The organism is Pseudomonas sp. ENNP23 (assembly GCF_001728945.1).
GTDB classification, from domain to species: domain Bacteria; phylum Pseudomonadota; class Gammaproteobacteria; order Pseudomonadales; family Pseudomonadaceae; genus Metapseudomonas; species Metapseudomonas otitidis.
Window position 1 is genome coordinate 1 of the sequence record NZ_LYSP01000081.1, and the last position, 9181, is coordinate 9181.

The 9181-nt window shown below is 64.3% G+C and carries 8 protein-coding genes; 3 read left to right on the forward strand and 5 right to left on the reverse strand.

Annotated elements, in window-relative coordinates:
• On the reverse strand, positions 1 to 181 hold a 181-nt coding region (locus A9G05_RS25815), incomplete at its 3' end, for a hypothetical protein (RefSeq protein ID WP_139131262.1).
• A 329-nt stretch (positions 182 to 510) separates the two neighbouring features.
• Here A9G05_RS25815 and A9G05_RS25820 point away from each other — a divergent pair.
• The 3 genes from A9G05_RS25820 to A9G05_RS25830 are packed head-to-tail and all read left to right on the forward strand — an operon-like array spanning position 511 to position 1704.
• Positions 511 to 939, forward strand: coding sequence for a GTP pyrophosphokinase (locus A9G05_RS25820; protein WP_069563655.1), 429 nt, complete (start codon positions 511 to 513; stop codon positions 937 to 939).
• The gene (locus tag A9G05_RS25825; RefSeq protein ID WP_069563656.1) at positions 936 to 1199 is read left to right on the forward strand and encodes a hypothetical protein; all 264 of its coding nucleotides are present in this window, start codon (positions 936 to 938) and stop codon (positions 1197 to 1199) included. Before A9G05_RS25820 ends, A9G05_RS25825 begins: the two co-directional genes overlap by 4 nt.
• 10 nt (positions 1200 to 1209) lie before the next feature.
• Positions 1210 to 1704: a hypothetical protein gene (locus A9G05_RS25830; RefSeq protein WP_069563657.1), complete on the forward strand. Its 495-nt coding sequence runs from the start codon at positions 1210 to 1212 to the stop codon at positions 1702 to 1704.
• Between the two features lie 15 nt (positions 1705 to 1719).
• Here A9G05_RS25830 and A9G05_RS25835 read toward each other — a convergent pair whose 3' ends face one another.
• The 4 genes from A9G05_RS25835 to tssI form a co-directional block, all read right to left on the reverse strand.
• The gene (locus A9G05_RS25835) at positions 1720 to 2841 is read right to left on the reverse strand and encodes an ankyrin repeat domain-containing protein (protein WP_069563658.1); all 1122 of its coding nucleotides are present in this window, start codon (positions 2839 to 2841) and stop codon (positions 1720 to 1722) included.
• Complete coding sequence (locus A9G05_RS25840) at positions 2838 to 7196, reverse strand: RHS repeat-associated core domain-containing protein (RefSeq protein WP_069563659.1); 4359 nt, start codon at positions 7194 to 7196, stop codon at positions 2838 to 2840. The genes A9G05_RS25835 and A9G05_RS25840 overlap by 4 nt, the downstream gene beginning before the upstream one ends.
• Before the next feature lie 6 nt (positions 7197 to 7202).
• Complete coding sequence (locus A9G05_RS25845; RefSeq protein ID WP_069563660.1) at positions 7203 to 7631, reverse strand: DcrB-related protein; 429 nt, start codon at positions 7629 to 7631, stop codon at positions 7203 to 7205.
• A gap of 28 nt (positions 7632 to 7659) precedes the next feature.
• On the reverse strand, positions 7660 to 9181 hold a 1522-nt coding region (tssI, locus tag A9G05_RS25850; RefSeq protein WP_069563661.1), incomplete at its 5' end, for a type VI secretion system tip protein TssI/VgrG.

Here is a 9181-nt window from a genome sequence, read left to right on the forward strand (position 1 = left end):
GCCCCATGGGCTTGCCCAGCAATGCGTCGAGCTTGATGGCGGGGTTTTCTGAAACCAGACTCAGTTCGTAGTCGAACAGGCGACCCAGTTGTTCATGGCCGTCCAGCCGTTCCAGTACCAGGACGTTGGCGCCCAGGGGGCTGCTGACTTTCGCCATGCGGGCCGATTGAGTGATTTGCATCGCCTTCCTTGCCTCGTATGCCACCGCCGGGGCGTGGTTCCGCGTCAGCGGCCCGTCGCCAGGAAATCGACTTGCCCGGCAAGCCGGGAGGGCGGGAAAACCCTGGTCGAAGTTGTAGCAGACGAGGCCGTTGCCGAGCGTTTTTTCCGATATCCGCGAATCCTTGCGTAGCCTGGGCTGCACGCTGGCGAGCAGGGCCGGCAACCGTTTTAGAGCAGCCCCCGGAGGCTGTCCATCGGATGCCGCCAAGGCTGCGTGGCGTGTCTCAGTTCCGGCAAGGCAGGTTTCAGGCTGCTAATCTCCGCGCCCTTCACAGAGGAGCCCAAGGAATGAATACCCCACTGGAAACCGCCATTGCCCTGGCTTGCCGTGTCCATGCCGGCCAACGGGACAAGGCCGGACGGGCCTATGTGCTGCACCCCCTGCGGCTGATGCTGCGCTTCGATGACCCTGAGGCGCAGATGGCGGCCGTGCTGCACGACGTGGTCGAGGATGGCGACGTCAAGCTCGAGGACCTGCGCATCCTCGGCATCCCCGAGACCGTCGTTCAGGCCGTCGACTGCCTCAGCCGCCGTGAAGGCGAGACCTACGAGACCTTCATCGAGCGCATCCGTCCCAACAACCTGGCCCGGCGGGTCAAGCGCGAAGACATCCGCGACAACCTCGATGTCACCCGCCTGCCCGAACTGGGCGAGGCCGACCTGGCCCGCGTCGCCCGCTACCACCGCGCCCTGGTCGCCCTGGAGCGCCCCGAGTGAGTTGGCGTGACGTGGTGTTCAGCCCCCGGCACCGGTTCGCCCTGGGGGTCGAAGAAGGCGGCGACCGTTACTACCTGTCCATCCCGGTGAACAATGGCCTGGTCGATTACGAAGAGCGCTACGCCATCACCCGCGAGTCCTTCGAGCGCTACCGCCGCGACCTGGAAAGCGCGCTGCCCATGGTCCGCGCCTGCCGCGCCCGCGCCCTCGATCACCTGCTGCTGGAACCTGTGGCTACGCCGCGGGGCGAGCCGACGTGAGCCTGGCAGAGTGCTGAGCCAGGCGCTGGCCCGCGACGCCCTGGGTGCCTTCCTGCTTGGCGAGCCGCCGTATTTCCACGAGGCGCGCGCCGAGCATGAGGAGCCACAGAACTTCGGCGCCGCGTTCGAGGCACTGCTGTTGCCGTACTGGCGCGAGAGCGCTGACCCGGAACTGGGGGAACGCCTGACGGGTGCCTGCCTGGCGTTGCTCGCTGGGCATCCTGACCACAACCGCGCCATCTATTGCGTCCATGCCTGGATCTGGGAATACCGCTATGCCCAGGTGGGGAAAAGCATCCCGCTGTTCGACTGGAGACTGGAGCCCGTCGTGGTGACGCTCAAGGTGTGCATCGAGCGGGCACGCACGGCGCTGGTAGCCGATACCCGCTGGGCCGGTGCCCCCTGGAGCAGCGCCGACGGGATCTGGGGAGCGCTGCTGCGCGCCTCGCTGCACCTGCGAGAGCGGCTGGGCGGGCCGGACCTGGTGCCCAGCGAATCGGGGTGAGCCCGGCGCAACTGGTCAGGCCTTGATCGCCACCGCCTTCCAACTGGCCGCGCGTTTCTTGCCGGCCCAGTCCGCCAGCTTCTCTGGCGTAGGCCGCCCTGCACGGGGATAGCCCATGGGCACCAGCAGCAACAGCGTCACCTCGCCTTCGGTCGCGCCCTCGGTGGCGGGCGGAAAGCGGTAGTCCACCGCCACCATGGCATCGACACCCTCCGGCCAGGGCAGGTCGCGGAAGCGTTCATCCCCGCGCTCGGCCAGCCAACCCTCGCGGATCGCCTCGCCTTCGAGGCGTGCCTGCGCTGCACGCCAGAGCAGTTGGGCGGGGAAGGCGCAAGGCAGGTCTGCCGTGATGGCCGCGCGGTTCAGCGGCCAGTCGTAGGGCAGGGCGACCATCAGCTCGATGCTCGGCTGGGAAACGTGCACCCCTAGGGTGAACAGCAGCTTGTGGGCCCGGCCGTTGCCGACCAGTGCCGTCCGCAGGTCGATATCCTGCCCGCACAGCCTCTGGCTGGGGCAGGGCGTGAGGACGAAACCGACCCGCTCGAAGATGTGCTCGAAGATCCCGCTGCCACGTACCCGGGTGTAGTCCATCTGCTCTTGCGCACAGTGCCCGCCCTGTTCAGCCAGCCACCCCGCCAGCGCCCCATGACCCCAGACCAGCGCCGTATCGCGAGCGGTCTGGTTGAGACGCAGGTGCAGGCGGTCGAGGTCGGCACCGTGCTGCACCAGCAGCGCAGCCACCTCACTGTGGCCGCCTACGGCCGCGGCGATGAGCGGCGTGAGGATGCCCCTGCAATCGCCGTCCACCGCCGCGCCGTTATCCAGCAGCCAGCGCACCGTCGCGAGGTGACCCGCGCCCGCCGCATCGACCAGCGGCGTGCCGTGGCTGCCATCGAGAACCCCCGTGTCGAGCCCCTTCTTCACCAGGTAGTCGACGATCTCCAGGCAGCCATGGCGAGCCGCCAGGTGCAGCAGCGTCCCCTGGCTGGCCAGGCCGAAGAGGGGCACGGCCAGCCACTGCGGGTGGGCCTCCAGGGCGGCGCGCACGGCCGTCAGGTCGGCCCCTTCGATGTGCGTGTAGAGCGCGGCGAGGGCGGGGGCGTTGTCGTCGTAGAGTTTTTCCAGTTCGCTGGTCAAAAGAAAATTCCTTTCGATGCATTAGTGGCCAATCCCTGCAGAGCCGTCTCCACGGCGCTCAGTCCTCCTGCCTGATCGGCTTTCAACAGGACTGAGTGTGTGTGCTTGGCTGCTGCAATGGTGTGTGCGCCGCCACCGTTCTGGGCCCAGGTGAAGTTGCGAAGGTCGTCGTTGAGGCCGATCCCGTGCTTCTTGAGGATGTCTTGCGAGTCAGTCACCAGCTTCTGATTGGCTGCCGACCAACTTCTGGGTGCTTTCTCCCTGACCAGGTGGTGCCTATGCGGATTCACCATTCCCGCAGGTGCTGGCCCCATCTTGGCCTTGTCTGCCTTGGAGAGCCGACAGACCTCCCACCCCCATGGGTCGACCCATCCCGATGGGTTGGGCGCGTACTGGTAGAGGTTGACGCCACCGCTCAAACCAATCGGGTCTGGACTGGTGAAGCGGCCGATATCCGGATCGTAGAAACGGAACGTGTTGTAGTGGAGGCCCGTTTCCCGGTCCAGGTACTGGCCTTGAAAACGGAGATTCTGCCCCTCGATGAAGGCAGGCTCCGACTGCTCCTGCAGGGTAGCGCCCCAGGCGCTGTAGTAGGCCTGCCAGACGCACTTGCCCGAGGTATCCGTGACTTGCTGGGGCATGCCATTGGGGTCGCAATGGTAATAGCGCACCTGAGCACTACTGTCCTGGCCGTCAAGACGAGCCAGCGGCATGTAGCCGGTTCCTTCATACAAGTAGAGGCTGGAGGTGCCGTTGCGCGTCTCGGCCAACAGCCTCAGCCCTTCCCATAGGAAGTGGGTGGTCGAGAGCAGGGCGCCTTGTTCGGTTTTGTGGAGCTTGGCTGTCCGGCGCCCCAATGGGTCGTATTGCATTTCGGTACGGGTAAGGCTCAAACCGTCCTGGCTGGTCACCTCTATCAGCCGGTGTTCGTCGTCGTAGCGAAATTGCTGCACCAATCGGCTACCGCTGCGCTTCTCGCATAGCCGACCAAAGGCGTCATAGCGGTAGCGCTTGTCCTGGTAGGTAAGGATTCTGTTGTGCCGGACCAGCCCCGCTGAACCGTTGGCACCATCGAGCAGGTTGGCCGCTGCATCGTAGCTAAAGGTCTCGTCGAGCCCGATACCTTGAGCCTGGCTGGCGACAAGGCGTCCATTGGCATCGTAGTGAAGCGCATGGGACAGCACGCGCTTTGCCGAGCCGTCCTGCTCCATGCGCTTGGTCAGGTTATCGGCTGCATCGTACTCAAACCATTTCCCAGCCATCGGAGGAAGCTGTGGGGGCTGGCCTTCCACCCGCCGCAGGCGTGAGCGAATGCGACCGCAGCGGTCGTAATCGGTACGTGTGGACAGTTGACCCTGGGTGCGTAACACCTCTCGATGCAGCCGGTCACGCTCGAAGCGGCTGATCAGTTGATCGCCCACGCTGAGCATCTGCAGGTGACCACTGCCGTAGTAAAGCCGACGAATCCGCCGACCGTCGGGAAGTAGGGTTTCCGTCAGGTTGCCCAGTTCGTCGTAGCTGTATTCCAGCTTCCCACTATCGCTTTGCTCAGCTTTCAAGCGCCCCAATTCGTCGTAGCTGAATCGAACCGATCGCGTGTCCTCTTGGGCGGACGTGAACCGGGCTTCGATAAGCCGGTCCATCGGGTCGTAGTGGTAGTGGGTCTTGCCATCGCGGGTCTCTTTGGCGACCAGCCGGCCCACTGCATCGCGTTCCAGTGCATGGATGATCGGGGCGGCGGTCTTGGCCGCATCCTGGCACGGCATGTACTGAACGGTGATCACCTGGCCGGCTGCATCGTAGCGATACAGTTGCGAGCTTCCGTCGAGGGCTTGCTGCCCTACGAGGCGGTCGGCGGCATCCCATGCGAAGCGGTAGCGCTCGCCGTTTTCGTTGGCCAGCTCCAACAGGCGGCCATAGGCGTCATAGGCAAAGGTGACAGTGTGTCCCAGTGCGTCCGTGCGCCGCTGCACGTTGCCCCGAGCGTCGCGCAGATAGCCGATGGTGTGCCCCGCTGGGTCTACCTGGGTTGTCAGGTGTCCGGCAGCATCCCGTTGCAGTTGCCCGCGACGCCCATCGGGCAATTGGTACTGCAGCAGCCTGCCTCGGGCATCGTGCTGGTAGTAGGTGCGTTCACCCTGGGCATCGATGTGGGTGCGCAGGTGGCCGCGGCTATCGTACTCGTAACGTGTGGAATACCCGGAACAGTCGGTCTGTTCGACGAGCTGTCCGGCTTCGTTCCAGCGCAGCGTCGTCCGGTTGCCGGCAGGGTCCTGGGTGGCGATGAGCAAGCCCCGCTCGTCGTACTCATGTCGCGTGGCACGACCCTGTGGGTCCGTGGCGCAGACCAGATTGCCGCGGGCATCGTAGTCGAGGCGCCAGGCGTGGCCAGCCGTATCCACCTCCAGTACCGGCAGCGACCAGTGGGGCAGCCACTCGGTGGCCATGCAGCGGCCCAGAGGGTCTGTTTGCTGCGTCAGGTTGCCCGATTCGTCATAGGCATATCGCCACAGACCGCCCAGGGGGTCGGTCGCACTGATCAGTTGACGCTCGTCGTTCCATTGGAACTGCCAGGTCTGCCCCAGCGCATCGGTGTAGCTCGTGATCTGGTAGTGGTCGTTCCAGTGATGCAGACGGGTTCGCTGCAGGCTGTCTGTAACCCGTGTGAGACCTTGTGAGAGGTCGTAGTCGATACGGTAGTCCTCGCCCGTGTCGGTCCAGTGGCGCACGACACGTTGCTCCCGCCCAAGAGGTCCCTGGAAGCTGTGCCATTGGTAATGGCACGTCAGCCCGCTCGGGCGGCGGTGCTCCACCAACAGGCCCTGCTCATAGCGAAATCGTCGTAGGAGCTGATTATCCGGCCCATGGACTTCTGCGAGCTGTCCATTCAGGTCGTATCGGTAGCGCACCAGGGTTTCGCGCTGCTGGCTTGCATGCAGGCGGGTCACGCTCGCGATACGAGATGGGTTTTCGGGCTCATAGTCAAAGAGCACGACCTGGAAACCCGCACTGTCGCTCAGTGCGACCAGCCGCCCATCGGCCGCGTATTCCAGTTTCTGTCGGTTGTCGTTGCGATCACCCAACTGGGTGAGTCGATAGCGACCGCTAACCAAGGGGTCCGCCTCGAACAGCCGATAGAGCCCATCGACGGTCTCGATAAGGACCTGGTCCTGCTCCGAGCGTCTTACCGCAAGCCCTTCACCTGCGCTGAATACACCACTGCCGAGGGCAATGTGGCCCATGTCGATGGTGCGTGCCTGCTCATCCACATACAGCAGGTGCTCACCGCCGTCCGGATGGGGGCGGCGATGGATTTCGACGTCGAACGGAGTGCTCCATCCCAACCCGAGCACCGTAGTGCGGGTGTCCAGGCTGCTGTAGAAACGTTGCCAGATCAGGGGGATCAGGCCGGGGATCTCGAAGTCGAGGTCGTCGTCCTGCCCCAGCACCTTGGCGCCGGTAGCGGCATGAACCGGATTGGGCGTGGCAGAAGTGGCGCTCACCAGGGCTGCAGTCACCTTGGAGGTCCCGAACGAGACGAGTCCGCCTACCACCAGGCACGGCAATCGGCTGAGGAACTTCGCACCGCCGCCCCTGAGCATCAGCAGGGCGGTGACCGCCAGGCCGACGCCTGGTGTTTTACCGCTGCGAATCTCCCTGACGACGACAGAGTCACCGCCGATTCGGACGTTCGGTGAAACCTGCCCGCCGTCTACGACCTTGGCGTCGCATGTGCTCCGGTCGCCGCTGCGCACTGCCGGCTGACCGTTGATGGCGACCTTTTTCGAGCCTTCGGCCATGTACTGCTCCGGCATCGGAGGATGCTTGGTGCAGGACACCGTATCGAGAGGACAAGGCTGGGCACCAGGCGCTGGAGAGGCCACCGTCGGGCGCCACATCTGAGAGAAGAACTCACCGGCCATGTCGAGGAAACCGGGCTCGGCGCCGCCACCTTCGCTACCGCCAGTTGGCGCGACGGGCAACACCTTGCCGGCAGCCCGTGCTGCGGGAATGCCGTTGGTGAACGTGTTGTGCGAGCCGCTGGTGATAGTGGCCTGCACCGAGGGTGGGAACAGCGCGTTGCCAATCCCCTCGCATAGGTTGGTCAGCCCTTTGTCGGCACCCGTCTTGCTCATGGTGAACCCGACCACGACACCGACCACGGCGCCGAGTACGAAGCAGCCCAGGCCGCCCGTGGCGACGGTGATGCCCGTGGCCGCAACGATGGCCGCCGTAGCGAGCGCAGTGATAGCGACGTTGGCCGCGACCTCCAGCACACCTCCCACGATGTCCGCCATCATCGAGGTGTGGAGCAGGGCATCACCCTCCCGGGCTGCCCAGAGTGCGTCGGACATAGAACCTCAGGGTGTGAAGACGAAGGATTGCTTGAGTGCCGTCCAGTAGGCCGCATCGTCGGCACCCAGCGGCTGCGGTTTCACGTAGCTGAACGCCATCATCTGGCGTGTGCCCGGCTTCAGGAATGCCAACTGATACTGGAACACCTGCTCGCTGCCCTTGCTGAACTGGCTTTGCAACTCGATTGCCTCAACCTCTCCCTGTACGCCCAGCCGTGTTCTCGCTGGTGTGTGGAAGCGCAACTCCAGCACTTGCTGCTGGAGTTTCTTCAGTTGTGCCTCGAAATTGCTCTGCAGGGTTTCATCCTGACCGATGGTGCTGCGGCTGATGATCAGCGAGGTGCCCAGTTCGGGAAACTTGAGAATGTTGATCGAGGCATCCAGCACCGGGGAATGAGGTAGCTCAAAGCGTGCTTCTTGGATCTGGTACGACATGGTTGCTATCTACTCGTGTCTGCTGGCTTCACTGGGTGCTTTTCGGGGGTGGAAAGAGGGTGTCGACTGCTGAATCGATGGTGCCCTTCACGCCCTGGCCGTCCGGTTGCGCCCCAGGGCCCCCGCCAATGTTGAGGTTGAGCACGTCGCCGGTATTGATCTGTGCATCCGCGCTGGTGTGGAAGTTGAATGCGACACAGGACAGGTTGATCTGGCCGCTGGCGTTCAGCTCGATCACGCTCTTGCCGCAAACCAGGCGTAGATTCTCCCCAACCTCGATCAGGTAGCTGGTGCTCACGCTGTCACTCTTCAGCCCACCGACGATCAAGGTGTCGTTACGTTTCACAGCGCGCAGGCGGTCCTGCCCGATCAGGGCCACTTCATCGTTGCCGATGCTCTTGGTGCGGTTGTGGCCCACGGAGTGGGTCTCGTCGTTCTCCACGACGATGTCCTGGTTGCGCTCGGCATGGATGTAGAGCTGCTCGGCGCCCTTCTTGTCCTCCATGCGGATCTCGTTGAAGTTGGCCGGTGTGCCGCCCTTGCTGGAGCGGCTCTTGATCCCGCTCTGGGTGGCGTTGGCGGGCAGGTCGTAGGGCACGGTCTGCTCGGCGTTGTACACGCGGCCGGTGATGATCGGGCGGTCCGGGTCGCCTTCGAGGAAGCTGACGATCACCTCCTGGCCGATGCGCGGGATCTGGATGTGGCCCCAGTTCTTGCCGGCCCAGGACTGGGAGACGCGAATCCAGCAGGAGCTGTTCTCGTTGGACTGGTCGTGCCGGTCCCAGTAGAAATGCACCTTCACCCGGCCGTACTGGTCGGTCCAGATCTCCTCGCCCTTGGGCCCGACCACCATGGCGGTCTGCGGGCCCTGGACGATGGGCTTGATGGTGGTCGGCATGGGACGGAAGGGCTGGCGTGCCTCGATGCATTCCAGGCTGCTGTTGAACTGCAGCGTGCCGCCCGTCGAGCCGCTTTCGTAGGCTTCCTGGCTGACCGCGTAGCGGGCGCCGATGATCAGGTACTCGCGGTTCTGGTCGGCGCGGGGGTAGCCGGTCATCTTGAACAGGTGGCCGGCGCCCAGGCCGCGCGCATTGGTGCGCAACTGCACGCGCTCGTACTGGGTCTGGATGGCCTCGATGCGGTTGCGCGCGTACTGCTCGCCGTCGCCGGTCTGCACGTATTCGCCGGGGTAGTCGTACAGCGGGTGCTCGGCGTTGCTGTGGCTGCGGCTGATGCTGGAGCGCACTTCCAGGCGCGCGCTGGGGCGCTGGAAGTCATAGTCGTTGAGTGCCAGGGAACCGGGCTGTACCTCACGGGCCAGGTGCCAGTCGTAGACGTGGTCACGCTCGCGCATCTGGTCTTCGAGGGGGTAGTACGGCACCGAGCCATAGCCGGGGGCGGTGGTGTGGGCGCCGTAGGCATCGGAGAGCACCAGCACATGGCGCGACTGCTCATGGCGGAAGTAGTAGTAGATGCCTTCCTGCTCCATCAGTCGGCTGACGAACTCGAAGCTGGTCTCGCGGTACTGCACGCAGTACTCCCACTCGCGA

Coding starts and splice junctions, on each gene's coding strand:
- A9G05_RS25840 (WP_069563659.1), bottom strand. CDS start 7,196: ATGTCCGACGCACTCTGGGCAGCCCGGGAGGGTGATGCCCTGCTCCAC.
- A9G05_RS25845 (WP_069563660.1), bottom strand. CDS start 7,631: ATGTCGTACCAGATCCAAGAAGCACGCTTTGAGCTACCTCATTCCCCG.
- A9G05_RS25820 (WP_069563655.1), top strand. CDS start 511: ATGAATACCCCACTGGAAACCGCCATTGCCCTGGCTTGCCGTGTCCAT.